Annotated in this window: 21 protein-coding genes and 1 tRNA gene; 4 read left to right on the forward strand and 18 right to left on the reverse strand. The window is 71.2% G+C overall.

What is annotated here, in order from left to right:
• Positions 1–7: 7 nt before the first annotated feature.
• The 9 genes from cysN to BJY16_RS04890 form a co-directional block, all read right to left on the reverse strand.
• Entirely contained in the window at positions 8–1,306 is a 1,299-nt protein-coding gene (gene cysN, locus BJY16_RS04850; protein WP_185037916.1) for a sulfate adenylyltransferase subunit CysN, read from the reverse strand.
• Positions 1,306–2,217 carry a sulfate adenylyltransferase subunit CysD gene (gene cysD / locus BJY16_RS04855; RefSeq protein ID WP_185037917.1) on the reverse strand — a complete coding sequence of 304 codons (912 nt, stop codon included), beginning with the start codon at positions 2,215–2,217 and terminating at the stop codon, positions 1,306–1,308. The genes cysN and cysD overlap by 1 nt, the downstream gene beginning before the upstream one ends.
• A 51-nt stretch (positions 2,218–2,268) precedes the next feature.
• Positions 2,269–3,165: a 3'(2'),5'-bisphosphate nucleotidase CysQ gene (locus BJY16_RS04860; RefSeq protein WP_185037918.1), complete on the reverse strand. Its 897-nt coding sequence runs from the start codon at positions 3,163–3,165 to the stop codon at positions 2,269–2,271.
• A 27-nt stretch (positions 3,166–3,192) separates the two neighbouring features.
• Positions 3,193–4,845, reverse strand: coding sequence for a sugar transferase (locus BJY16_RS04865; protein WP_185037919.1), 1,653 nt, complete (start codon positions 4,843–4,845; stop codon positions 3,193–3,195).
• Positions 4,846–4,983: 138 nt separating this feature from the next.
• Positions 4,984–5,574 (reverse strand): aminoacyl-tRNA hydrolase, encoded by a 591-nt coding sequence (pth, locus tag BJY16_RS04870; protein ID WP_185037920.1) that lies wholly within the window; start codon positions 5,572–5,574, stop codon positions 4,984–4,986.
• 100 nt (positions 5,575–5,674) lie between these two features.
• Positions 5,675–6,286, reverse strand: coding sequence for a 50S ribosomal protein L25/general stress protein Ctc (locus BJY16_RS04875; protein ID WP_185037921.1), 612 nt, complete (start codon positions 6,284–6,286; stop codon positions 5,675–5,677).
• Positions 6,287–6,635: 349 nt separating this feature from the next.
• Positions 6,636–7,616, reverse strand: coding sequence for a ribose-phosphate diphosphokinase (locus BJY16_RS04880; RefSeq protein WP_185037922.1), 981 nt, complete (start codon positions 7,614–7,616; stop codon positions 6,636–6,638).
• A 111-nt stretch (positions 7,617–7,727) separates the two neighbouring features.
• Positions 7,728–9,170, reverse strand: coding sequence for a bifunctional UDP-N-acetylglucosamine diphosphorylase/glucosamine-1-phosphate N-acetyltransferase GlmU (gene glmU / locus BJY16_RS04885; RefSeq protein ID WP_185037923.1), 1,443 nt, complete (start codon positions 9,168–9,170; stop codon positions 7,728–7,730).
• Between the two features lie 105 nt (positions 9,171–9,275).
• Positions 9,276–9,347 (reverse strand) — tRNA-Gln (locus BJY16_RS04890).
• A gap of 116 nt (positions 9,348–9,463) precedes the next feature.
• Between BJY16_RS04890 and BJY16_RS04895 the strand changes: the two genes are divergently transcribed.
• Positions 9,464–10,069 (forward strand): TetR/AcrR family transcriptional regulator, encoded by a 606-nt coding sequence (locus tag BJY16_RS04895; RefSeq protein WP_185046271.1) that lies wholly within the window; start codon positions 9,464–9,466, stop codon positions 10,067–10,069.
• A 42-nt stretch (positions 10,070–10,111) separates the two neighbouring features.
• Here the strand turns inward: BJY16_RS04895 and BJY16_RS04900 are convergent, their stop codons facing one another.
• From BJY16_RS04900 to BJY16_RS04925, 6 genes are all read right to left on the reverse strand, one after another.
• On the reverse strand, positions 10,112–10,573 hold the full coding sequence (locus BJY16_RS04900) for a DUF4383 domain-containing protein (protein WP_185037924.1): 462 nt from the start codon (positions 10,571–10,573) through the stop codon (positions 10,112–10,114).
• Positions 10,574–10,652: 79 nt separating this feature from the next.
• Positions 10,653–12,449: an ABC-F family ATP-binding cassette domain-containing protein gene (locus BJY16_RS04905; protein WP_185037925.1), complete on the reverse strand. Its 1,797-nt coding sequence runs from the start codon at positions 12,447–12,449 to the stop codon at positions 10,653–10,655.
• A 7-nt stretch (positions 12,450–12,456) separates the two neighbouring features.
• Positions 12,457–13,404, reverse strand: a complete 948-nt coding sequence (locus BJY16_RS04910; protein ID WP_185037926.1) for a 4-(cytidine 5'-diphospho)-2-C-methyl-D-erythritol kinase — start codon at positions 13,402–13,404, stop codon at positions 12,457–12,459.
• The gene (locus BJY16_RS04915; protein ID WP_185037927.1) at positions 13,401–13,544 is read right to left on the reverse strand and encodes a hypothetical protein; all 144 of its coding nucleotides are present in this window, start codon (positions 13,542–13,544) and stop codon (positions 13,401–13,403) included. Before BJY16_RS04915 ends, BJY16_RS04910 begins: the two co-directional genes overlap by 4 nt.
• On the reverse strand, positions 13,541–14,428 hold the full coding sequence (gene rsmA, locus BJY16_RS04920) for a 16S rRNA (adenine(1518)-N(6)/adenine(1519)-N(6))-dimethyltransferase RsmA (RefSeq protein WP_185037928.1): 888 nt from the start codon (positions 14,426–14,428) through the stop codon (positions 13,541–13,543). The genes BJY16_RS04915 and rsmA overlap by 4 nt, the downstream gene beginning before the upstream one ends.
• A gap of 45 nt (positions 14,429–14,473) precedes the next feature.
• Positions 14,474–15,397, reverse strand: coding sequence for a TatD family hydrolase (locus tag BJY16_RS04925; RefSeq protein WP_185037929.1), 924 nt, complete (start codon positions 15,395–15,397; stop codon positions 14,474–14,476).
• Positions 15,398–15,466: 69 nt separating this feature from the next.
• Between BJY16_RS04925 and BJY16_RS04930 the strand changes: the two genes are divergently transcribed.
• Positions 15,467–16,501 carry a hypothetical protein gene (locus tag BJY16_RS04930; protein ID WP_185037930.1) on the forward strand — a complete coding sequence of 345 codons (1,035 nt, stop codon included), beginning with the start codon at positions 15,467–15,469 and terminating at the stop codon, positions 16,499–16,501.
• Positions 16,502–16,559: 58 nt separating this feature from the next.
• Here BJY16_RS04930 and BJY16_RS04935 read toward each other — a convergent pair whose 3' ends face one another.
• Together BJY16_RS04935 and metG are read right to left on the reverse strand one after the other, a co-directional pair.
• Entirely contained in the window at positions 16,560–18,074 is a 1,515-nt protein-coding gene (locus tag BJY16_RS04935; protein WP_185037931.1) for a hypothetical protein, read from the reverse strand.
• Between the two features lie 242 nt (positions 18,075–18,316).
• Positions 18,317–20,119, reverse strand: coding sequence for a methionine--tRNA ligase (metG, locus tag BJY16_RS04940; RefSeq protein WP_185037932.1), 1,803 nt, complete (start codon positions 20,117–20,119; stop codon positions 18,317–18,319).
• A gap of 132 nt (positions 20,120–20,251) precedes the next feature.
• On the opposite strand from metG, the gene BJY16_RS04945 reads away from it, so the two are divergent.
• Entirely contained in the window at positions 20,252–21,247 is a 996-nt protein-coding gene (locus BJY16_RS04945) for a hypothetical protein (protein ID WP_185037933.1), read from the forward strand.
• Between the two features lie 51 nt (positions 21,248–21,298).
• Here the strand turns inward: BJY16_RS04945 and rsmI are convergent, their stop codons facing one another.
• On the reverse strand, positions 21,299–22,153 hold the full coding sequence (gene rsmI, locus BJY16_RS04950) for a 16S rRNA (cytidine(1402)-2'-O)-methyltransferase (protein WP_185037934.1): 855 nt from the start codon (positions 22,151–22,153) through the stop codon (positions 21,299–21,301).
• 60 nt (positions 22,154–22,213) lie between these two features.
• On the opposite strand from rsmI, the gene BJY16_RS04955 reads away from it, so the two are divergent.
• A complete protein-coding gene (locus tag BJY16_RS04955) occupies positions 22,214–23,794 on the forward strand; it encodes a dolichyl-phosphate-mannose--protein mannosyltransferase (protein ID WP_185037935.1) in 1,581 nt (526 codons plus the stop codon).
• Positions 23,795–24,043: the final 249 nt, after the last annotated feature.

Raw genomic sequence — 24,043 nt, forward strand, 5'->3', positions numbered from 1 at the left:
GGTGACGCTAGGACGCCTCGATGATCATGCCGGCGGCGACCGTACGGTTGGTCGCCTCGTCGATCAGGATGAAGCCGCCGGTGGTGCGGTTGCGCCGGTACTCGTCGGCGAGCAGCGGCACCGTGGTGCGCAGCCGGACCCGGCCGATCTCGTTGAGCGCCAGCGCCTGGGCCGACTCGTCGCGGTGCAGCGTGTTCACGTCCAGCCGGTACTGCAGGCCGCGGACCACGGTCCGGGCGGTCCGGGTGGTGTGCTTGATCGTGTACTTGCCGCCGACCCGGAGCGGGGCGGTCTCGTCCATCCAGCAGACCATCGCCTCGATGTCCTGCGCGGGGGTCGGGGCGTTGTGCGGCCGGCAGATCATGTCGCCGCGCGAGATGTCGATCTCGTCGGTCAGCCGGACCGTCACCGACATCGGCGGGAACGCCTCGTCGACCGGGCCGTCGGCGGTGTCGATCGACGCGATCTTGCTGGTCAGGCCGGACGGCAGGACCATCACGTCGTCGCCGGGCTTGAGCACGCCGGAGGCGACCTGACCGGCGTAACCCCGGTAGTCGGTGACCGTGGTCGACTGCGGACGGATCACGTACTGCACCGGGAAGCGGACGTCGACCAGGTTGCGGTCGCTGGCGATGTGCACGTGCTCCAGGTGGTGCAGCAGGGACGGGCCCTCGTACCACGGGCTCTTGTCCGAGCGGGAGGCGATGTTGTCGCCGTTGAGCGCGGAGATCGGGATGATCGTCAGGTCGGGGGCGTCGAGCTTGGCCGCGAACGAGGTGAACTCGTCGGCGATCCGGTCGTACACCTCCTTGTCCCAGTCGACCAGGTCCATCTTGTTGATGCAGAGCACCAGGTGCGGGACCCGCAGCAGGCTGGTCAGGAACGCGTGCCGGCGGGACTGCTCGACCAGGCCCTTGCGGGCGTCGACCAGGATCAGCGCCAGGTCGGCGGTGGAGGCGCCGGTGACCATGTTCCGGGTGTACTGGATGTGCCCGGGCGTGTCCGCGATGATGAACTTGCGCTTGGGCGTGGCGAAGTACCGGTACGCCACGTCGATCGTGATGCCCTGCTCCCGCTCGGCACGCAGGCCGTCGGTGAGCAGTGCCAGGTTGGTGTACTCGTCGCCGCGGGACGCGCTGGCCGCCTCGACCGCCTCGAGCTGATCCGCGAAGATCGTCTTGGTGTCGTAGAGCAACCGCCCGATGAGCGTGGACTTGCCGTCGTCGACGCTGCCCGCGGTGGCGAAGCGGAGCAGGTCCATGGTGCGGGCGGCGCCGGCCTCAGGCTCGAGAATCGCCTGGCTCATCAGAAGTAACCCTCTCGCTTACGGTCTTCCATCGCGGCCTCGCTGACCTTGTCGTCGCCGCGGGTCGCGCCCCGCTCGGTGATCCGGGTGGCGGCCACCTCGTCGATCACCTTGTCCACGGTGTCGGCGTCGGAGAGCACCGCCGCGGTCTGCGACGCGTCGCCGACGGTGCGGTAGCGCACCTGGCGGACCTGCGAGGTCTCGCCGTCGCGCAGCCGGATGAACTCGTTGACCGCGTAGAACATCCCGTCCCGCTCGACCACCTCGCGGTCGTGGGCGTAGTAGATGCTCGGCAGCGGGATCTGCTCCTTGGCGATGTAGTGCCAGACGTCCAGCTCGGTCCAGTTGGACAGCGGGAACACCCGGATCGACTCGCCCGGGTGGTGCCGGCCGTTGTAGAGCGCCCAGAGCTCGGGACGCTGGTTCTTCGGGTCCCACTGGCCGAACTCGTCGCGGAAGCTGAACATCCGCTCCTTGGCCCGCGCCTTCTCCTCGTCGCGGCGGGCGCCGCCGAAGAGGGCGTCGAACCGGTATTTCTCCACCGCGTTGAGCAGCACCGGGGTCTGGATCCGGTTGCGGGTGCCGTCCGGCAGCTCGCGGACCAGGCCGGTGTCGATCGCCTCCTGCACGCTGGCGATCACCAGGTTCAGCCCGAGGGCGGCGACCCGGCGGTCCCGGTATTCGAGGACCTCGGGGAAGTTGTGCCCGGTGTCGACGTGCATCACCGGGAACGGGATGCGCCCGGGGGCGAACGCCTTCTCCGCGAGGCGGAGCATGACGATCGAGTCCTTGCCGCCGGAGAAGAGCAGCACGGGGCGCTCGAACTCGGCCATGACCTCCCGCATGACGAAGATGCTCTCCGCTTCGAGAGCATCCAGATGCGAGACGCGATAGTCCTTCGTCTGGCTCATCAGTTCAAACCCCAGCTCATTCTGCGATTTTCCACGGCCGCGGCCGGATCGTCATTGTGGCGGAAGATGCTTGCTGATCGCAGCAAGCAACCGAGGAGCGAGATCTTTGCGACAGACGACCAGGTCAGGCAACTTCGGATCGGCCTGGTTATAACTCAGCGGCGTGCCGTCGATGCGTGACGCGTGCAATCCCGTGGCCAACGCCACAGCGACCGGCGCCGCCGAGTCCCACTCGTACTGCCCGCCGGCGTGCACGTAGGCGTCCGCCTCGCCGCTGATCACCGCGGCGATCTTCACCCCGGCCGAGCCCATCGGCACCAGCTCGGCGCCCAGCTCCTCGGCGAGCGCGGTGACGAAGGCCGGCGGGCGGGTGCGGCTGGCGGCGATCCGGATCGCGCCACCGGTGGCCGACTCGAGCGGCATCGGCGGGTAGGCCGGCGGGTTGTCGGTGGCGATGGTGCGGTGCCGGGCCGGCATCGCGACCGCGCCGGCGGAGAGGCACGAGGCATCCGACTTGCAGGCGTCGGCGGTCCAGAGCGCCACGTGCACCGCCCAGTCGGTACGGCCCTCCTCCGAGTACTCCCGGGTGCCGTCCAGCGGGTCGACGATCCAGACCCGGGAGGCGCTCAGCCGGTCCGGCCGGACCATGCCCGGCTCGCCGTCACGCCACGCGACCCGGGCGTGCTCGTCCTCCTCGGACAGCACCGCGTCGGCCGGGCGCCAGCGGGCCAGCTCGGCCCGCAGCAGGTCGTGCGCGGCCTTGTCGCCGGCCGCCTTGAGCGCCTTGCCGTCCGCATGGCCCAGCTCGGCGCGGACCCGCAGCAGCTCCTGGCCGGCCCGCTCGGCGAGCCAACGAGCGAACGCGGCGTCGATGACGGGTGGGGCGCCGCCCTCGGCACCGTCCCGGGGCCCGGCCACGCGTGCGGACGCCTTCGTCTGCTCGCCCATTCGTCTGCTCCTTCGTCCAGCCGACCGTCAATACGCCCCTGACGAGCGCACCACTGCAGTCATCGTCCTCAGCAGGATCACCAGATCCAAACTGAGCGACCAGTTCTCGACATAACGCAGGTCGAGACGGACCGCTTCCTCCCAGGAGAGGTCTGACCTGCCGGACACCTGCCACAACCCGGTCATCCCCGGTTTGACAGCCAACCGGCGCCGCACGTCGTCGGCGTAGGCGGCAACCTCCGTCGGCAACGGCGGCCGCGGTCCGACCAGCGACATCTGCCCGGACAGCACGTTCAGCAGCTGCGGGAGCTCGTCCAGCGAGAACCGGCGCAACCACCGACCGACCGGGGTCACCCGCGGGTCGTCGCGGATCTTGAAGAGCACACCGTCGTGCTCGTTCAGATGCCGCAGCTCGGCGAGCCGGGCCTCGGCATCCAGGTACATGCTGCGGAACTTGAAAATCCGGAACATCTGCCCATCGCGTCCCACACGCACCTGGCGAAAGAGTACCGGTCCGCGTGACGTGAGTCGCACCCAGAGCGCCACCCCGAGCAGCAGCGGGGCGAACAGGATCAGCAGCAGGAGCGCGCCGACCCGGTCGACCACGTCCTTCACCAGGCGCGATCCGCCGTGCAGCCGGGGATGCTCGACGTGCAGCATGGGCAGCCCGTCGAACGGCCGGATCGTGGTGCGTGCCCCGGCGACGTCGACCAGCGCGCTGGCCACCACCAGGTCCACCTCGTCGCGTTCCAGCCGCCAGGCCAGCCGGCGCACCGCCGCTCCGTCCAGCTCCGGGCAGCTCAGCACCACCACGGTGTCCGCGTCGGCCTGCTCGACCGCGGCCGCCACGTCCTCGAAGGTGCCGTAGACCGGCAGGCCGACCTCCAGCCCGTCGGCGCCCGGCGGCAGGCAGGCGCCGACCACCTCGAGCCCGTGATAGCGCTCGCGGCGCAGCTGCCGGGTGATCCCGATCACCGACAGCTCATGACCGACCACGATCACCCGGCGCAGCGCCTCGCCCCGGGCCCGGGCCAGGTGCAGCCGCTTGCGCAGCGCGAATCGCAGCACCAGGACCGCGGCGACCGCGGCCGGCAGCGCGGCCAGCACATAGGACCGGGCCAGATCGAGATTCAAGGCGTACGACAGCAGCGCCACCCCGGCGATCAGCCCGACCCCGCCACGGATCACCCGCTGGTACTCGTCCGTGCCGACGAAGAGGTAGCGGCGCTCGTAGGCGCGGGAGACCGCGAGCACGGCCAGCAGCACCACCGGGAGCAGCGCGGAGAGCAGCAGATAGGACCGGTGGTAGCCGGCCACCCCGGCGCCGACGCCGGCGGTCAGGTCGGCCAGCACCAGGGAGCGGACGTAGCGCCGTTCCCAGCGCTGCCGCCGGGACAGGGCGGCGTGCCGGCCTCGCGGCCGGATGAACGACCGGGTGGCCGACGACCGGTTGCGTCGCTGCGACCAGTGCCGGTCCATGGCCTGGTTGTGCGCCCGCCCGGCGGGGTCCGGCACCGACGGGCCGAGCGGCGCCGGGATCCGCGCGTTGCGCCCGGAGGCGTGCCGCAGCGGCGGGTGCTGCGGGCCCTGATTGACCGGCGGCTCGGTCCGGATGGTGGGCAGATCGAGGGTGGGACCAGTCAACGCGTCCGCCCGGCTTTCGGACACGTCCTGCGACATCCCACGAACCCCCCGTCACGTCGGCGGCGCGCCGGAAAGCGGGCGCCTGTGGTGACCAACGGACGGACGGCGGAGCCGTCACGGTATGACTAGGCGGACAAATCGACCCAATAGGTCACGGCGTTCCGGCCCGAACCATCAGCTTCCGTGGTATTTGTTCTGCGCCCACTCGACACCCTCGAGCACGATCGCCTCCACCACGTCGGCCGCCCGGTCCACCAGGAAGTCCAGCTCCTTGCGCTCCGCCGAGGAGAAGTCGGAGAGCACGTAGTCCGCCGGATCCTGCCGCCCCGGAGGCCGCCCGATGCCGAACCGCACCCGCGCGTAGTCCTTGCTGCCCAGCGACTTCGACATCGAACGCAGCCCGTTGTGGCCACCCTCACCGCCGCCGAGCTTCGCCCGAACCTGACCGAACGGCACATCCAGCTCATCATGCACCGCGATCACATGAGCCACGGGCACTTTGAAGAACTGCGCCAGCGACACCACCGGGGCGCCGGACAGGTTCATGTAGGTCAGCGGCTTCACCAGCACCAGCTTGGGCCCGCCGAACCCCAGCCTGCCCTCACCGGCCTCGGCCTGCGCGCGCTTCGCCCGGCCCAGCTTCGTCCCCAGCCGGGACGCCAGCAGGTCGGCCACCATGAAGCCCACGTTGTGCCGGTTGCCGGCGTACTCCCGGCCCGGGTTACCCAGGCCCACCACCAGCCACGGCGACTCGACGTCACTCACCCTGCAAACCTCTCCGGAATACACATCAGGGAAAGTGCCGGTCGGCACTTTCCCTGATGACTGGTCTACCGCGTTGACTCGACGCGCGCGAGCGCCGGAATTACTCCGCCGCGGCCGCCTCGGCGGCCTCCGCGTCAGCGGCGTCCTCCTCGGCGGTCTGGACGCTCTGCGCGGCGTTGATGATCGCCAGCACGGTGTCCGCGTCGACCGCGAGCTCCACGCCCTGCGGCAGCTTCACGTCACCGGCGGTCAGCTGGGTGCCGGCCTCCAGGCCGTCGATCGGCAGCTCCAGCTCGGCCGGCAGGTGCAGCGCCTCGGCGACCACCGCGACGGTGTTCGACTCGTGCACGATCAGGGTGTTCTTCGCGGCCTCACCGGTCAGGCTGACCGGGATGTCCACCTGGACCTTCTCGCCCCGCTTCACGATCAGCAGGTCGACGTGCTCGTAGGTGTCCTTGATCGGGTCACGCTGGATCGCCTTCGGCAGGGCCAGGGTGGCGGCCGCGTTGCCGGCGATGTCGATGGTGAAAATCTGGTTCAGACCGCCGTGCCGGATGGCAGCGGCGAACTCACGGGCCGGGAGCGCGATGTGCTGCGGCGCCTCGCCGTGGCCGTACAGCACGGCGGGCACCAGGCCAGCCCGGCGCGTGCGGCGGGCACCACCCTTGCCGAACTCGGTGCGGGGCTCGGCGCTGATCTTTACCTCGGACACGGGGAAACTCCTGAAACTCTTCGATGCGGGCTGCGTCTAAGTCTGCGGCTGCGGTATTCCGGCAGTGCTTCAGTGGTGATCTGCGACGGCTCAGAGCCGACGCCGGCGCTGCCGGGCAAGGGGGCGCGCTGGGCACAGGCCCGGAGCACCGCGTCGATCACGGAGCCTCGAGCGGACTGCGAACCTCAGCAGACCGCGGGGCACCCTCGCCGTGGCAACCGCACTAGCTTACCTGCTCCGAACCCGCAGAAATCAGCGGGTCCGGTACGTGCGGGGAGAAACCTGAAAACACACGGAGAGCGCCCGCCACCGGGCGAACCGGCGGACGGGCGCTCTCACCCCTCGTGAACTAGCTCAGGCCACCGAACAGCGTGGTCACGGAACCGTCGTCGAACACCTCACGGATCGCCCGCGCCAGCAGCGGCGCGATGGACAACACCGTGATCTTGTCGAGCCGCTTCTCCGGGGCCAGCGGCAACGTGTTCGTCACCACGAGCTCGGAGATCCGGCTGTTCTTCAACCGCTCGGTGGCCGGGTCGGAGAGCAGCGCGTGGGTGGAGGCCACGATCACGTCCGCGGCGCCCTCGTCGAAGAGGATGTCGGCGGCCTTGGCGATCGTGCCGCCGGTGTCGATCATGTCGTCCACGATCAGGCAGACCCGGCCCTCGACCTCGCCCACCACCCGGTTCGCCACCACCTGGTTCGGCTTCAGCGGGTCGCGGGTCTTGTGGATGAAGGCCAGCGGGCAGCCGCCCAGCCGGTCGGTCCAGCGCTCGGCCACCCGGACCCGGCCGGAGTCCGGCGCCACCACGGTCATCGGCCGGCCGGCGAACTTCTTCTCCACGTACTCCGCGAGGATGTCCATCGCGAACAGGTGGTCCACCGGGCCGTCGAAGAAGCCCTGGATCTGCGCGGTGTGCAGGTCGACCGTGAGGATCCGGTTGGCGCCCGCGGTCTTCAGCAGGTCGGCGATCAGCCGGGCCGAGATCGGCTCCCGGCCGCGGTGCTTCTTGTCCTGCCGCGAGTACGGATAGAACGGCAGCACCACGGTGATCCGCTTGGCCGAGCCACGCTTCAGCGCGTCGATCATGATGAGGGTTTCCATCACCCAGCGGTTCACCCCCTCGGTGACCGACTGCACCACGAAGGCGTCCGAGCCGCGCACCGACTCCTTGAACCGAACGAAAAGTTCACCGTTGGCGAACTCGTAGGAGTCCGACGGCGTCGGCGCCACGCCGAGCACCTGACCGATCTCCTCGGCCAGCTCCGGGAAGCCCTGGCCGGAAAAGAGCATCAGACTCTTACGGTTCTCCGCGACGATGCTGCCCATCGGATCGCTGCTCCCGTGGATTAGGGGGTGGGGTTCCCGTGAAGTATCCCTGCCGGACACGTAACCGCCATGTTTCCAGGGCACTACGTGGGATGCCTCACCCCCGCTGGATTAGTCCTGATCAGGGGTGATATCCCGGGCCCGCTCGGCGGCCTCGGCGGACACCGTGCCGGCCCGTTTCATCGCCACCCAGCCCTCGATGTTGCGCTGCTGCGCGCGGGTCACCCCGAGGTTGCCGGCCGGGACGTCCTTCACCACCGCGGAACCGGCCGCGACGTAGGCGCCCGGGCCGATCTCCACCGGCGCGATCAGCACCGAGTCGGACCCGACGAACGCCGCCTCGCCGACCACGGTCCGGCTCTTCCGCACCCCGTCGTAGTTGGCGAAGATGGTGCCGGCGCCGATGTTCGCCTTCGCGCCGATCTCGGCATCGCCCACGTAGGACAGGTGCGGCACCTTGGCGCCCTCGCCGAGCACCGCGTTCTTGGTCTCGACGAACCCGCCGACCTTCGCCTTGCGGGCCAGCCGGGTGCCCGGCCGCAGGTAGGAGAACGGGCCGACCGAGGCGTCCGGGCCGATCTCGGCGCCGATCGCGTGGGTCCGCAGCACCGTCGCGCCCTCGGCCACCACGGTGTCGACCAGAGTGGAGTCCGGGCCGACCACGGCGCCGGTGGCCACCGACGAAGTGCCGAGGATCTGGCAGTTCTGGTCCACCACGGCGTCCGGCTCCAGGGTGGCGGTCACGTCGATCCAGGTGGTCGCCGGGTCGAGCAGCAGCACGCCGGCGCGCATCCAGGCGTCGTTCACCCGGTCGCGCATCAGCACCCGCAGGTGGGACAGCTCGGCACGGTCGTTGCAGCCGAGCGTCTCGTACGCGAACTCGGCCACCTCGATCGCGACCGGGTGCCCCTGGCCGGCCAGGATGCCGAAGACGTCGGTCAGGTACTCCTCGCCCTGCGCGTTGTCGGTGGACAGCTTGCCCAGCGCCTCGCGCAGCAGGGCGGCGTCGAACGCGTAGATCCCCGAGTTGATCTCCTTGATCGCCAGCTCGGCCGGCGACGCGTCCTTCGCCTCGACGATCCGCTCCAGGTTCCCGGCCGCGTCCCGGACGATCCGGCCCAGCCCGGCCGGCGCCTCCACCTCGGCGCTCAGCACGGTCGCCGCCGCGCCGGTGCGCTCGTGGGTGGCCAGCAGCGCCTCGACCGTCTCCGGCCGCAACAGCGGCACGTCGCCGCTGAGCACCACCACGGTGCCGGTCAGCTCGGGGGCGGCGTCCAGCGCGATGCGCACCGCGTGGCCGGTGCCGTTCTGCTCGGCCTGCAGCACCGGGGTGGCGGCCGGCGCGGCCTCGGCCAGGAACGCGCCGACCTGGTCGGCCTTGTGCCCGACCACCACCAGGGTGCGGTCGGTCTTGATCGCGGCGGAGACGGCCAGCACGTGGCCGAGCAGGGTGCGCCCGAGCAGCGGCTGCAGGACCTTGGGCGTCGCGGACTTCATCCGCTTGCCCTCCCCCGCGGCGAGGACGACAACGGTACGGCTGGGGGCCTGGCTCACGCGGCAACTCCATCGTTCGCAGTGGCATGTTGTCGGCGGCCGCGCGGATCTCGGCGCGGCTCGCCCGATGAGCCGCAGGTCACAGGGCTCATACCACAGAAGTTGCTCGGCCGCCAGGACTCGAACCCGGAAAGCTAGGACCAAAACCTAGAGTGTTGCCAATTACACCACGGCCGAATGTTGCTGAGCACAGCCTAGCGAACCTCGCCGCTCTCCGAGAAAGCGGACGATGCCCGACGAGTGAACCCTGACAGGATGGCGTGGTGACCGAGGAGATCAAGCGCCGGCAACGGATGTCCGGGGCGCAGCGCCGCGAGCAGCTGATCGCGATCGGGCGTCAGCTCTTCGCCGAGCGTGGCTTCGACGGCACCACGGTCGAGGAGGTCGCGGCCCGGGCCAAGGTGTCGAAACCGGTGATCTACGAGCACTTCGGCGGCAAGGAAGGGCTCTACGCCGTGGTCGTCGACCGGGAGGTGCGCGCCCTGCTGGACCGGATCACCGCGGCGCTCACCGCCGGTCATCCGCGCGAGCTGCTGGAACAGGCCGCGCTGGCGCTGCTGGACTACATCGAGGAGGAGCCGCACGGCTTCCAGGTGCTGACCGCGCGGCAGGCGCCGGTGCTCGCCCCGGCCGGCACCTTCTCCAGCGTGATGAACGACGTGGCGCACCAGGTCGAGCACATCCTGGGCGCCGAGTTCACCCGCCGCGGCCTGGACCCGAAATTCGCCGAGCTCTACTCGCAGGCGCTGGTCGGGATGGTCGCGCTGGTCGGCCAGTGGTGGCGGGAGGCCCGCAAGCCACGGAAGGAGATGGTCGCCGCCCACCTGGTGAACCTGGCCTGGAACGGCCTGTCGCACCTGGAGGCGCGACCCGAACTGATCACCCGGAAGAAGCGATGACCGCCGCGCAGGCGGCGGTCATCGCATCGGAACCGGCAGCTCTCAGGCGGGGCGGCCCTCACGGACCTGGCGCGGCGCGCCGGCCTTCTCGGGGGCGGCCACCTTGCTGTAAAGGCTGATCGTGATCAGCAGCAGACCGACCAGGTAGGTCACCACCACGGTCGAGATGCTGTACCCGAAGAAGTTCGCGTCGGTGCGGATGGTGGCCAGCGCGTAGCTGCCCACCACCAGCAGGCCCCAGCCGACCAGCTTGTCGACCTGCACGTCGACGTTGCGGCCGACCGCGGTGCCGAGCAGGACCAGGCCGCCGGCGACCAGCGAGACGATCGAACCCAGCAGGTTCACGCCCTGGCCGAGCACGCGGTCGGCGGGCTCGCCGAGGAAGCCGTCGCTCGCGGTGGCGATCAGGCCGAGGACGCCGAAGACCACCAGGTACGCGCCGGCGACAAAACCGGCCAAGCGGTACATCGGCCGAAGGGGGTGGTTGACCGGAATATGCGCCATGCTGTCCGTCTCCAAGGTCAGGTGTTGTCGTCCCGATTCTCGCGTATCCGCGACAAGCGGCGCAGGTACACCCCCCGGATCAGTTTCCGGGCACCTGCTCGGCCAGTTCCAGCCAGGCCATCTCCACCTCTTCCCGCTCCTGGCGGACGGCCTTGAGCTGGGCTTCCAGCTCTACGATTTTGTCGTAGTCGCTGCCGTGTTCGGCGAGGCTCTCGTTGATCCTGGCTTCCTTCTCGGTGAGCTTGTCCAGCTGGCGCTCCATCCGGGCGAGATCTTTTTTCGCCTGGCGGAGCTCACCGGAGGAGAGCCCGGTCGCGGCCGCGGCCGCTTGCGGCGCCACATTTCCCGGTACGGCCGGAGCCGCCCCGTGGATCCGCGAAAGGTACTCGTCGATGCCACCGGGCAGGTGGACGAGCCGCCCGTCGCCGAACATCGCGTAGACCTGGTCGGTGACCCGCTCGACCAGGTACCGGTCGTGACTGGCCACGATCATCGTGCCCGGCCAGGAGTCGAGCAGATCCTCCAGCGACGCCAGGGTGTCGGTGTCCAGGTCGTTGGTCGGCTCGTCGAGCAGCAACACGTTCGGCTCGGTGGCGAGCAGGCGCAGCATCTGCAGCCGGCGGCGCTCACCACCGGACAGGTCGCTGACCGGCGTCCAGATCCGCTTGTCGGTGAACCCGAACACCTCGGCCAGCTGGCCGGCCGAGAGCTCCCGGTCGCCGAGCTGGACCCGCTTGGCCACCTCCTCGACGGCCTCCAGCAGGCGCAGGTGCCCGGGCAGCTCCTTGAGCTCCTGGGAGAGGAAGGCCGGGCGCACGGTGGAGCCGGTGACCAGCCGGCCGCCGTCCGGCTTGGTGACCCCGGCCAGCATCCGCAGCAGGGTGGTCTTGCCGGCCCCGTTGGCGCCCAGGACGGCGATCCGGTCGCCCGGGCCGACCTGGAAGGTCAGGTCCCGGAAGATCGGCTTGGGCCCGGCGTTGAGGGTGACCTGCTCCAGGTCGTAGACCTGCTTGCCGAGCCGGGTGGTGGCCAGCCGCTGCAGGCTGACCGTGTCCCGGACCGGCGGCACGTCGGCGATCAGCTCGTTGGCCGCGTCGATCCGGAATTTCGGCTTCGACGTCCGGGCCGGCGGGCCGCGGCGCAGCCAGGCGATCTCCTTGCGGAGCAGGTTCTGCCGGCGGGCCTCGACGGCGGCGGCGACCCGCTGGCGCTCGGCGCGGGCCAGGATCCAGGCGGCGTACCCACCCTCGTAGGTGTGCACCTGCTCGTCCACGACCTCCCAGGTCATGGTGCAGACCGCGTCCAGGAACCAGCGGTCGTGGGTGACCACGGCGAGCGCGCCCTTGCGGGTGAGCAGGTGCTTGGCCAGCCAGTCGACGCCGGCCACGTCCAGATGGTTGGTGGGCTCGTCGAGGATCAGCAGGTCGCTCTCGCGGACCAGCAGGGCGGCCAGCGCGACCCGGCGGCGCTCGCCACCGGACATCGGGCCGACCGGGCTGTCCAGCCCGAGATGGCCCATGCCGAGGCCGTCGAGGATGGTGCGCACGCCGGCGTCACCGGCCCACTCGTGCTCGGCGCCCATGCCCTCGGCGAGCCAGGCGGTGCCCAGCACGACGTCGCGCACGGTGGCGTCGGCGGCGAGGTTGAGCGCCTGCGGAAGGGTGGCGACCCGCAGGTCACGGCGGTGCGTCACGCGCCCCGAGTCCGGCTCCTCGATTTTCGCCAGCATGCGCAGGAGGGTGGACTTGCCGGCCCCGTTGAGGCCGACGATGCCGACGCGGGCGTCGTCGTCCAGCCCGAGCGAGACGTCGGTGAGCAGCTGACCGGCGGCGCCATAGCCCTTGTTGACCCGGTCCAGGTTGATGATGTTGGCCACGATGGTCCTAGATTACCCGCGCTCCGGGCTGCGGGCCGCGCGCGGTGACCGCCGCCCGGCAGACCCCCGCCTCGGTGAGCCCGTCGGCGATCCGCTGCGCGTGCGCCGCGTCGGCGGCCAGGAAGACGCAGGTCGGGCCGGAGCCGGAGACCAGCCCGGCCAGCGACCCGGCCTCCGCGCCGGCTTTCAGCACGTCGGCGAGCTGCGGGCGGAGCGCGAGGGCGGCCGCCTGCAGGTCGTTGCCGAGGGCGGCGGCGAGCACCGCCGGGTCGCGCTGGCGCAGCGCCGCCATCAGCTGGTCGGCACTGCCCAGCGCCGGTGGCGGCCAGGAGCCGTCGCGCAGCGCGTCCAGCTCGCGGTAGACCGCCGGGGTGGACAGGCCGCCGTCGGCGACCGCGACCACCCAGTGCCAGATGGTCGGGCGGGCCAGGATCGGGCTGACCGTCTCGCCGTGCCCGGTGCCCAGCGCGGTGCCGCCGTGCAGCAGGAACGGCACGTCCGAGCCGAGCTGGGCGCCCACCTCGGCGAGGTCGTCCCGGGACATGCCGAGACCCCAGAGCAGATCGCAGGCGATCAGCGTGGCGGCCGCGTCGGCGCTGCCCCCGGCCAGGCCGCCGGCCAGCGGGATCGACTTGCGCAGGTGCAACCTCGCGTACGCCGGGACGCGCGCCTGGGCGGCCAGCGCCCGGGCGGCCCGGATGATCAGGTTGGTCTCGTCCAGCGCCAGCTCGCCGGTGCCCTCGCCCTCCATGGTGAGCGTGAGGGTGTCACCGTGCCGGGCGGTGATCTCGTCGAACAGGCTGATCGCGTGATAGACCGTGTTCAGCTCGTGGTAGCCGTCCGGCCGCAGCGGCCCGACCCCGAGGTGCAGGTTGATCTTGGCCGGCACGCGGACCCGGACCGGGCCACTGTGCGGCCGGGGCTCGTCGTCGTCCGGACCCCACGCCTCGGTCACGGAGCGATGTCCAGGATCAGCGGCTCGACCTCAAACGGCTTCCTCAACCGCATCACCCCATCGGCGTCACCGGCCGGCCCGGAACGGGCCGCCACCAGGTCATGAGCATGAATGTGCACGCGCTCGGCGGTGGCGGTCACGAGTCCACCTCCTCGGGCTGTGCGCCGGACGCGCTGAGCTTACCGCCGGACTCCGACGTTTTCGCCGCCGCGGCGATCGCGGCGAACTCGCCCACGGTCAGCGATTCTCCCCTGGCCTGCGGGCTCACCCCGGCCGCCAGCAAGACCTGTTCCGCCTTCCCGGGTCCGCCGGCCCAGCCGGCCAGCGCCGCCCGCAACGTCTTGCGCCGCTGCGCGAAGGCCGCGTCCACCACCGCGAAGACGTCCCGGCGGACCGCCCCGGCCGGCGGCTCCCGCCGGGTGAAGGCGACCAGGCCGGAGTCCACGTTGGGCACCGGCCAGAACACCGCGGGCGGGACCTTGCCGGCCGGCTTGGCCTCGGCGTACCAGGCGAGCTTGACCGACGGGACGCCGTACACCTTGGAGCCGGGACCGGCGGTGAGCCGGTCAGCGACCTCCTTCTGCACCATCACCAGGCCGCCGCGCAGCGTCGGCAGCTCGGCGAGCAGGTGCAGCACGACCGGGACGGCCACGTTGTACGGCAGGTTGGCGACCAGCATGGTGGGCGCCGGGTCGAACCGGTCGCCGCTGACCTTGAGCGCGTCGGCCGGGTGCACGGTGAGGTGCGCCGCGGTGACCGTGCCGGGCAGCGCGGCGGCCAGCACCGGGTCGATCTCCACGGCGTGCACGTGCCGGACCGCGCCGGCCAGGCCCAGGGTGAGCGAGCCGAGCCCGGGGCCGACCTCCAGCGCGACGTCGTCCGGGCGCAGCCCGGCCGCGGCCACGATCCGGCGGATCGTGTTCGGGTCGTGCAGGAAGTTCTGGCCGAGCTTCTTGGTCGGCGCGACGCCGAGACGCGCGGCGAGTTCCCGGATCTCCGCCGGGCCGAGAAGTGCGTCAGCCATGGGAGCAGCCTAGGCGGCCGACTACTCCGCCACCCGGGCGGGCAGTCACTTCCAGGCGCCGAAGACCCGCTCGCCGTTCGCCGAGATGCGGGCGCAGAGCTCGTCGAGGTCGGTGCCGCCGGCCGCGGCGAGGGCCCGCACGGTGATCGGGATCAGGTAGGAGGCGTTCGGCCGCCCCCGGTGCGGGGCGGGCGTGAGATAGGGCGCGTCGGTCTCCACCATCATCAGCTCGGGCGGGGTGATCGCGGCCGCCGCGCGCAGGTTCCCGGCGCTGGCGAAGGTGACCGTCCCGGCGAAGCTCAGGTGGTACCCCCGGCGCACGCACTCGGCGGCGAACTCGGCGTCACCGGAGAAGCAGTGCAGCACCACGGTGTCCGGGGCGCCCTCCGAGTCCAGGACGCGCAGCACGTCCTGGTGCGCGTCCCGGTCATGGATGATCAGCGCCTTGCCGTGCCGCTTGGCGATCTGGATGTGCGCCCGGAAGCTCTCCTCCTGCGCGGCCCGGCCGTCGTCCCCGGTCCGGAAGGTGTCCATCCCGGTCTCGCCGATGCCGCGCACCCGCGGCCGGGCGGCCAGCGCGTCGATCTCGCGCAGCGCCTCGTCCAGGTCGGCCAGGCGGGGCGCCTCGTTCGGGTGCAGGGCGACCGCGGCGAGCACCGCGTCGGTGCGCTCGGCCAGCTCGGCTCCCCAGCGCGAGGAGTCCACGTCGACGCCGACCTGGACCAGCCGGTCGACGCCGTTCTTGGCGGCGGCGGCGATCAGCGCCTGCACCGGGTCGGCGACGCCCTCGGCGCCGCCGGGCACCCCGGCCTCCTGCACGGTCAGGTCGAGGTGGGTGTGGCTGTCGAAGACCGGGACCGCGAGCGGCTCCGGGGCGGGCGGGAACTCACCCGCCCGGCGCGCGGCCTTGTCCCGGCGTTTCTGTGATGGACTGGGCGACGCGGGGGGCGTGGAAGGCATGTGAGACATTCTGCACGGCGCATGTCCCGGTAACCGCACGTTCATCCGGTATCCACCATCGTCACTTAAGTTCCGCCGGTGACCGTGATCGGTGAGGACAGCGAGCTGGGCGCCGACCCGCTCGACCCACCCCTGATGGCACCGTTGCGCCGCGAGTTGACCTGGCAGCAGGTGCAGGCGATGAGCCAGTCCGCGGTGCACCGGGACGATGCCACGCTGCGCCGGATCCGGGAGACCGCGGCCGTGCGGCGCGGCACCCGGATGACCAAGATCCTGTCGCCGGCCCAGGTCGCCGGCCATCTCGGCGGCTGGCTGCCGTACGGGTTCTGCTACCGCGCCTGCGACATCGCGCATCTGACCGACCCGGAGCGGCTGGCCCTGCTGCGCACCGACGGCGCCACCGACGGCCGGGTGGCGTTCGCGCTGCGCTGGCGGGCCACCGACCCGAGCGACTACGAGCTGCCGGCCGGACCGGCCCAGCCCGGGCTGGCCGCGCTGCCGGCGCACTCCCGGATCGGCGCGATGGTGCTCGGCACCGGGTTCACCCCGAGCACCGACGACCTGATCCCGGAGTTCGTCACGGCCGGGTTCGCCGACCTGCCGCTGCCGGCCAACGCCCAGCTGCTGGCGTACGGGCCGGGCGGCGACGAGGTGGTGCTCTACACCTACCAGCCGGAGCAGCACGGCTGGCTGCGGCTGGCCGGGCCGCGCTGGCGCGGGCTGCTGGGCGAGCTGCCCGGGGTGAGCCCGGACCGGGAGTACGTGCCGTGCACCGCCGCCGGCACCGCCCGGCTGGTCGGCACGATCGACGGCAAGGAGTACGAGGCGGTCGCCGACCCGCCCGGCGAGTTCCGGGTGCGGGCGCTGACCCGGGCCGCGCGCTACCCGGTGCAGAGCCTGAGCCGGCGGGCCGAGCAGGCGCTGTGGCGCGGGGTGCCGTGCTGGGTGCTGCAGCGGGACGACTCGTGGGCCCGGCTGCGGCTGCTCCGCCCGGACGCCGAGGCGCTCGGCGCCACCGGGGCGCGCTGCTACGAGCGCGGCGTCTACGAGGCCTGGGCGCCGGTCGACGAGCTGGCCGACCACCACATCGCGGAGCTGGCCTACCAGCTCTGAGGGAACGCGAAAGCGGGGCCGGATCACTCCGGCCCCGCTTCGCGTGTCTGGTCCTCGATCAGCTACGCGTGATCTTGGCCGAGACGGTCTTCCACTTGCTGCGGTGGTCCGCCCAGTCCACGGCGTAGGCGCTGGCCCAGAAGTAACCCTTGCCCAGGCCGGCCGGAACCTTGAACTTCCACTTGCCCTTGGTGACCGGAGCCCACCACGAGTAGCAGGTGGCGTCCCAGGTGGAGTCGTAGACCCGCTGCCACTTCTTGTTCTTGTTGAGGCAGTAGTCCTTGCCGTTGCTGTACTTCTCCAGGAAGACCCAGACGCCCGGGGCGCCGGAGCCCTTGTCCGAGGCGGTCCCGGTGACGTACTTCCAGGACTTCAGCCGGTTCGGGCTGGACGGCTTGTTGACCTTGACGGTCGGCTTCCAGCTGTCCTTCTTCACCTTGATCCAGGCGCCGGTGACCGGGGTGCTGAGGCCGTTGGCGTTCCGGTACGCGATCTGGGTCGGGCGGTACCCGGTGACCACCGAGTTGCTGCCCTTGTAGTGGTAGTAGTAGCCCGGGAAGGTGCGGGCCTTGCCGTACCACTTGTACTCGTTGTAGAAGCCGTCGCCCCAGAAGATGACGTACGAGGTGGTGCCGGCCGGCACCGCCTTGACGGTCACGTTGTAGCGCTCGCCGTTCCACACGCTCTTCTTGCTGAGCGAGATCGCGGTGGGCGCGTTCTTCACGTAGACGGTCGCGGTGAGCTTGGTCTCGTTGCCCGCGGCGTCGGTCAGCGTCTCGGTGACGACGTAGGTGCCGGCGCTCTTGTAGTTGTGCTGGAGCCAGGTGGCGGAGGCCGACGAGAACTCGCTCGTGGTGCCGTCCTTCCAGTCGACGACCCGCTTGATGGTCGAGTCGTCGTTGTCGCCGTCGGCGTAGTCGGCGTTGTTCTGGTAGAGCACGACCTGCTGGCCGGTCCAGATCGAGAGGGCCGACAGCCGGTAGGTGCCGGTCGGCGCCGTGGTGTCCGGAACCGGCTCGGGGTCGGTGGTGCCCGGGTCGGTGGTGCCGCCGCCGGTGTTCCCGCCGGTGTCGCCGCCCCCGGTGCTGCCGCCGGTGTCGCCACCGCCAGTGCTGCCGCCGGTGTCGCCACCGCCAGTGCTACCGCCGGTGTCGCCACCGCCAGTGCTGCCACCCGTGTCACCGCCACCAGTGCTGCCGCCGGTGTCGCCACCGCCAGTGCTACCGCCGGTGTCGCCACCGCCAGTGCTGCCACCCGTGTCACCGCCACCAGTGCTGCCGCCGGTGTCGCCACCGCCAGTGCTACCGCCGGTGTCACCGCCACCAGTGCTGCCGCCGGTGTCGCCACCGCCGGTGCTGCCACCCGTGTCGCCGGTGCCGGTGCCGGTGTCGCCACCGCCGGTGCCCGGGTCGACCGGAGTGGTGGGCGGGTCGGTCGGCTCGTCAGCCGTGGTCGCGGCGATGCGCGCCGGGCTGACACCCGCGTAGGCCGGAGACGCCGCGACTGCGCCGCCCGCGACCAGCGCGCCGCCGACGAGGGCCGCGAGCAGCGGCCGTGCCAGGCGTGGTTTCAAGGAAGTCCAACTCCTTCGAGGGGTGAGAAGACCACATGAAGGGCAGTTGGACGACGCGGTCACGTCAGGACGCATCCGTATCGACAAAACGCCAACGTTCCCCCGTGGCGCGGATCAATGTAACCGGCGGGTAGCTGTCTGATCAATGGAAAATCTGTGAAGAATCCGTGGTGATTCAGCCAACCGTGGCGGCCCACGCGAAAGGCCCGGCCGAAGCCGGGCCTTTCGGACGAAACCCCAGGTCAGGACACTTCGCCCAGACGGGCCAGCTCCTCCTCGACCACCGACGGCTCGAGCTTGCGGAAGACCGGTTTCGGCGCGTTCAACGGGGTGCCGGCCACCAGCGGCACCGACTCCCAGCGGGCACCGACCGTGTAGTCACCCATCAGCACCGGGTACCCCGGCCCGCCGTCCAGGTCCTCGACCTCGACGATCTCCGGCATCGGGGCGTGCACCCCGGTGCCGCCGAGCAGCTCGTGCACCTTCTGCGCGGAGTGCGGCAGGAACGGGGTGAGCAGCGTGTTCGCGTCGCTGACCACCTGCAGCGCGACGTGCAGGACGGTACCCTGCCGCTCCTTCTGCGACTCGTCCTTGAGCTTCCACGGGGCCTGCTCGGAGAGGTACTTGTTCGCCTCGGCGACCACCCGCATCGCCTCGCCGATCGCGGCTTTCTGCCGGTGCTTGCCGATCAGCTCGCCGACCGTGGCGAAACCGGCCCTGGCGACCTCCAGCAGCGCGCGGTCCTCGGCGGTCAGGTCGACCGCCGGCGGGATCGCGCCGAAGTTCTTCGCGGCCATCGAGATCGACCGGTTCACCAGGTTGCCCCAGCCGGCGACCAGCTCGTCGTTGTTACGCCGGACGAACTCGGCCCAGGTGAAGTCGGTGTCGTTGGACTCCGGGCCGGCCGCGGCGATGAAGTAGCGCAGCGCGTCGGCGTCGTAGCGCTCCAGGAAGTCGCGCACGTAGATGACCACGCGCCGGGACGAGGAGAACTTCTTGCCCTCCATCGTCAGGTACTCACTGGAGACCACCTCGGTGGGCAGGTTCAGCTTGCCCAGCGGGCCGGCCTGGCCGCCCTTGTCGCCCTCGCCGGAGTAGCCGAGCAGCAGCGCCGGCCAGATCACCGAGTGGAAGACGATGTTGTCCTTGCCCATGAAGTAGTAGCCGAGCGCGTCCTTGCCCTGCGCGTCGGCCGACCACCACTGCCGCCACGCCTCCGGGTCGCCGGTGCGCCGGGCCCACTCGATCGACGCCGAGAGGTAACCGATGACCGCGTCGAACCAGACGTAGATCCGCTTGTCGGCGCGGTCCCGCCAGCCGTCCAGCGGGATCGGCACGCCCCACTCCAGGTCCCGGGTGATCGCCCGGGGCTGCAGGTCGTCGAGCAGGTTGCGGGAGAACTTCAGCACGTTGGGCCGCCAGTTCTCCCGGCGGTCCAGCCAGCCGCCGATCGCCTCGGCGAAGGCCGGCAGGTCGAGGAAGAAGTGCTCGGTCTCGACGAACTGCGGGGTCTCCCCGTTGATCCGGGACTTCGGGTTGATCAGCTGCTCGGGGTCGAGCTGGTTGCCGCAGTTGTCGCACTGGTCGCCGCGGGCGCTGTCGTAACCGCAGATCGGGCAGGTGCCCTCGATGTAGCGGTCCGGCAGGGTGCGGCCGGTGGACGGGGAGATCGCGCCGAGCGTGGTGCGGGCGACGATGTACCCGTTCTCGTGCAGGCCCTCGAAGAGCTGCTGCACCACGGCGTAGTGGTTGCGGGTGGTGGTGCGGGTGAACAGGTCGTAGGACAGGCCCAGGCCGTGCAGGTCCTCGACGATCACCCGGTTGTACCGATCGGCCAGCTCGCGCGGGGTGACCCCGTCGGCGTCCGCCTGGACCTGGATCGGGGTGCCGTGCTCGTCGGTGCCGGAGACCATGAGCACGTCGTGGCCGGCCATCCGCATGTACCGGCTGAACACGTCGGACGGCACCCCGAAGCCGGAAACATGACCGATGTGGCGCGGGCCGTTGGCGTAGGGCCAGGCGACCGCGGCGAGAACGTGACTCATGACGTACAAGCGTAGTGACCGTCCCGGGGCCGCTGCGAACGGATTGCCGCCCCGCGTGCCAGCCGACCGATTTGTCCCGACACGCCCTATCATTGCCGGTCCCCCCGGTGCGCCGCGTAGTTGACTGGATCAGTGACGGGAAACGCGCCGCAGCCAGGGGAAACACCGACCGGGAACGCGTGGGCCGAGGTGGCTCCGGAGGCCGGGTGGTGGCAGGGCGAGACCGATCGGGAGCCGACCTCCCGGGAGTGGGCGGACCGGGCGGCCGACCAGGCCCGGGCGGCCGGGGCGAGCGACGTGACGCGGCAGCTGAACCCGTCCGGGGACGGCGAGCGGCTGGCCACGGCGGACGAGCTGATGATCATCGAGCCCGGCCGGACCGGCGAGGCGGAGGAGGCCGGCGAGGTCGTACCGGAGATCATGGTCCTCCCGGAGCCCAGCGACCTGAACCGGCCCACGGTCGTCCTGGAGACGCGCCGCCCGCTCCCGCCGCTGCCGGAGGGCGGCGTCTCGCCGGCCACCGCGACCCGGCTGGAGCGGATGGAGAACTCGCCGTTCTGGGAGACCGACGAGGCCCGGATCGCCGCCGAGGCGCGCCGCGACCGGCGGGCCGGCAGCCGCCGCCGGCCACCGGCCACCAACCCGGTCGGCGCGCTGGTCGCGCTGATCGGCCTGAGCCTGCTCGCGGCGTTCTTCGCCTGGGTCAGCGCGGAGCCGTTCTGGCTGGCCACCGGGCACGGCGACATCGGGTACGCGACCACCACCCGCTGCCACGGCGCCGGTCTCACCCAGCGCTGCACCGGCCGGTTCACCGCCGCGGACGGCACCTTCAGCGCCCGCCGGGTGACCCTGCTCGGCATCACCGGCGAGGCCCGCGAGCCGGGCGCGGTCTCCGGCGCCCGGATGGTCAGCGCGGACAGCCGGCAGGCCTACGCCGCGCCGCCCGGCGTGCTCATGCACCTGCGCTGGACGCTCGGTTTCCTGCTGGTGCTGATCTGTGGGTACGGCATCGCCGGAGCGACCGGCGCACGGCGGCTGGAGTCCCCGCGCGCCCGCCGGTACGCCCTGCTGGCCAGCGTCGCCGGCCCGCTCGTGCTGCTGGCCGGCTTCCTGGCCGCCGCCTACTAGCGCCTGTTTCGGAGGCCGACCGGGGCTGCGGCGTGGCCTCCGAAACAGGCGCTATGACGCGTGCACCAGGCTGTAGACGTCGCGCTTCTTCAGCCCGTACTGATCGGCCACCGCCTGGATGGCATCGCGCCGCGAGTCGCCGGCCGCCTCCCGCCGGGCCACCGCGGCGCGCAGCTCGTCGTCGTCCGGCCGCTCCGCCGGCCCGGCCGGCGCGCCGCCCACCACCAGGGTGATCTCGCCGCGCGGTTCCCCGGCGGCGGCCCACTCGGCCAGCTCGGCCAGGGTGCCGCGGCGGATCTCCTCGTAGGTCTTGGTCAGCTCCCGGCAGACCGCCCCGGGCCGGTCCGCGCCGAACGTGGCGGCCAGGTCGGCGAGCGCCCCGGTGATCCGGTGCGGCGCCTCGAAGAAGACCAGCGTCCGTGGCTCGGCGGCCAGCTCGCGCAGCCGGGAGCGGCGGTTCGAGCCGGTCCGCGGCAGGAACCCCTCGAAGACGAACCGGTCGCTGGGCAGCCCGGACAGCGCCAGCGCGGTGGTCACCGCGCTCGGGCCGGGCGCCGCGGTCACCGGGTGGCCGGCGTCCAGGGCGGCCCGGACCAGCCGATATCCGGGGTCGGAGACGCTCGGCATGCCGCCGTCGGTGATCACCGCGACGGTGGCGCCGCCGGCCAGTGCCTCGACCAGCTCCGGGGTGCGCCGGTCGTCGTTGCCCTCGAAGTAGGAGACGACCCGCCCGCGCACGGCGACGTCCAGGTCCTTGACGAGCCGGGCCAGCCGGCGGGTGTCCTCGGCCGCGATCACGTCCGCGGTGGCGAGCACCTCCCGCAGCCGCGCCGAGGCGTCACCGATGTTGCCGAGCGGGGCGCCGACCAGGATCACGCGGCCGGCGCCGGAAGTTTCACGAGACACCGGAAAAGTCCATCACACGCCCGGACGTCAGTTCAAAGCCGCGCAGCCTACGATCGCGGAGTGACCACGGCGACAGCTGAGACAGAACTCACCCCCGCGGACTCCCCCGCCGAGGCGGAGTCGTCCCGAGGGGTGCGGGCCGTTCCCGACCTCGTCCGGCGACGCCTGTCGACGCTGGACGCCCGCCTCGACCCGTACTCCTGGCTGGTCACCCTGGTGATCGTGACCGCCGCGGCGATCCTGCGGCTGGCCGGGGTGGACAAGCCCAAGGGCTACATCTTCGACGAGGTCTACTACCCGACCGACGCCTGGGACATGCTCCAGCACGGCGTCGAGTGGGACGAGAAGACCAACGGCCCGGCGTACGTGGTGCATCCGCCGCTCGGCAAGTGGCTGATCGCCCTGGGCGAGCAGGTCTACGGCAACCGCGAGCTGGGCTGGCGGATCTCGGCGGCGATCGCCGGCACGCTGATGATCCTGATCCTGATCCGGGTCGCCTACCGGATGTTCCACTCGATCGTGCTGGCCGGGATGGCCGGCCTGCTGATGACCCTGGACGGGTTCCAGCTGGTGCTCTCCCGCACCTCGCTGCTGGACATCTTCCTCGGGCTGTTCATCCTGCTGACCTTCGCCTGCATGGTGCTGGACCGCGACCACTACCGGCGGCGCTGGAAGCGGGCGCTGGCCGACGGCTTCGACCCGGCGGCCACCTACAAGATCCCGCGGATCGTCCCGTGGTGGCTGCTGGCCAGCGGCGTCTTCTTCGGCCTGGCCTGCGGGGTGAAGTGGAGCGCGCTGTTCTTCGCGCCGTTCTTCGCCGTCCTGGTGGTGGCCTGGCGCTGGCAGGCGCGGCGGTCGGCCCGGGTGCGCGGCCCGTTCGTGGCCGGCCTGCTCGGCGACTTCGGCTACCTGATCCTCAGCTTCGTCCTGAGCATCGTCTTCTACCTGGCCACCTGGACCGGCTGGTTCGTCACCGACACCGGCTACTTCCGGCACTACCGGGAGGCGAACGGGATGAGCGAGCCGCCGATCCTGGGCGCGCTGCTGAACCTGATGCACTACCACTCCGAGGCGTACAACTTCCACAGCGGACTGACCGAGAAGCACACGTACCAGTCCTGGCCGTGGCAGTGGCTGCTGCTCGGCCGGCCGGTCGCGTTCTACTGGAACGGCAACGGCAACTGCGGGGCGCCCAGCTGCGCCGCCGAGATCCTGCTGCTCGGCACGCCGATCCTGTGGTGGTCGTTCCTGCCCGCGCTGATCGCGCTGATCTGGTTCGGCATCGCGCGGCGGGACTGGCGGGCCTACGCGATCTTCGCCGGCGCGGCCGCCAGCATGCTGCCCTGGTACTGGTACGCGGTCGCCGACGGGCGCACGATGTTCTCCTTCTACCTGCTGCCCGGCCTGCCGTTCCTGATCCTGGCGGTGGTCTACGTGCTCGGCGCGATCATGACCCCGCCCGGCGGGATGGCCAGCGGCGCGGCCCGCACCGACCGGCAACTGATCGGCACGGTGGTGGCGGCGACCTACATGGTGCTGGTGGCGCTCTGCTTCGCCTACTTCTATCCGGTCTTCATCGGCTCGACCATGCCCTACGACGACTGGTCGGTCCGGATGTGGCTGGGCGGCAGGTGGATCTAGACCGGCTGGACGTGACGCTCAGGCCCCGCCTCCGGCCACCCGGCCGGAGCGGGCGCCCCACGGCGGATCCGGCCGCCCGCTCTGCCCGCTCGGGGACGTTCCGGACGTACCGGGAAATGGCGGATCGAAGCGGAAGCGGACCGCACCGGGGAGATGGCCCCAGATGCGATGAAGCCCGGCGGTATCGCCGGGCTTCATCGGTTTGGAGACTTTTCGCTGATCATGACCGGGGCAGGTCCGAAAAATAGG

The sequence above is a fragment of the Actinoplanes octamycinicus genome, assembly GCF_014205225.1.
GTDB lineage: Bacteria > Actinomycetota > Actinomycetes > Mycobacteriales > Micromonosporaceae > Actinoplanes > Actinoplanes octamycinicus.

Excerpts from the sequence above, each read along its gene's own strand:
- BJY16_RS04865 (WP_185037919.1), bottom strand. The coding sequence starts at position 4,845 with ATGTCGCAGGACGTGTCCGAAAGCCGGGCGGACGCGTTGACTGGTCCC.
- metG (WP_185037932.1), bottom strand. The coding sequence starts at position 20,119 with ATGAGTCACGTTCTCGCCGCGGTCGCCTGGCCCTACGCCAACGGCCCG.
- BJY16_RS04895 (WP_185046271.1), top strand. The coding sequence starts at position 9,464 with ATGTCCGGGGCGCAGCGCCGCGAGCAGCTGATCGCGATCGGGCGTCAG.
- BJY16_RS04925 (WP_185037929.1), bottom strand. The coding sequence starts at position 15,397 with ATGTCTCACATGCCTTCCACGCCCCCCGCGTCGCCCAGTCCATCACAG.
- rsmA (WP_185037928.1), bottom strand. The coding sequence starts at position 14,428 with ATGGCTGACGCACTTCTCGGCCCGGCGGAGATCCGGGAACTCGCCGCG.
- BJY16_RS04900 (WP_185037924.1), bottom strand. The coding sequence starts at position 10,573 with ATGGCGCATATTCCGGTCAACCACCCCCTTCGGCCGATGTACCGCTTG.
- cysD (WP_185037917.1), bottom strand. The coding sequence starts at position 2,217 with ATGAGCCAGACGAAGGACTATCGCGTCTCGCATCTGGATGCTCTCGAA.
- BJY16_RS04880 (WP_185037922.1), bottom strand. The coding sequence starts at position 7,616 with ATGGGCAGCATCGTCGCGGAGAACCGTAAGAGTCTGATGCTCTTTTCC.
- BJY16_RS04860 (WP_185037918.1), bottom strand. The coding sequence starts at position 3,165 with ATGGGCGAGCAGACGAAGGCGTCCGCACGCGTGGCCGGGCCCCGGGAC.
- cysN (WP_185037916.1), bottom strand. The coding sequence starts at position 1,306 with ATGAGCCAGGCGATTCTCGAGCCTGAGGCCGGCGCCGCCCGCACCATG.